Origin of the sequence: Ancylomarina sp. 16SWW S1-10-2 (assembly GCF_009669305.1) — a bacterium.
Taxonomy (GTDB): Bacteria; Bacteroidota; Bacteroidia; order Bacteroidales; family Marinifilaceae; genus Ancylomarina.
In genome coordinates, this window is the sequence record NZ_SADB01000300.1 from 1 (window position 1) to 397 (window position 397).

Below are 397 nucleotides of genomic sequence, written 5' to 3' on the forward strand. Positions count from 1 at the left end.
AGGTGCTCCACCCAGGCACGCACGGTTTGCTCCAGCGTCGGCTGGCGGTGCAAGGGCACCACCTGCGCCGGCGCCACCAAGCGCAGCACCGCGGCCAGGTCGTGCGCGACGCGCCGCCCCCATTCGAAGGCGGCCAGGTTGGCCTTGACCGCCACGCCGTTGAGCTCGATGGCGCGCTGCAGCGTCTCGCGCCGCAGCGGTATCCAGCCCTTTTGCCAGGCGTAGCCCAGCACCATCGGGTTGACGTACAGCGTGTCGCCCAGCAGCTTGAGCGCCAGCGCTTCGGCGTCGAACGCGCCCACGGCGTCGGCCCCCACCGCCTCGGTGATGGCCGCCACGCAGCGCTGCGATGGGTTGACCCAATCACGGTCGTGCACGAAGGCCGCCGTCGGCGTGG

At 71.8% G+C, this 397-nt stretch carries 1 protein-coding gene; it reads right to left on the reverse strand.

The genetic code is table 11. From position 1 onward, the window contains the following. A partial coding sequence (locus EMN46_RS19295; RefSeq protein ID WP_229130452.1) for a 2-oxoacid:acceptor oxidoreductase family protein occupies positions 1–397 on the reverse strand: 397 nt, incomplete at both ends.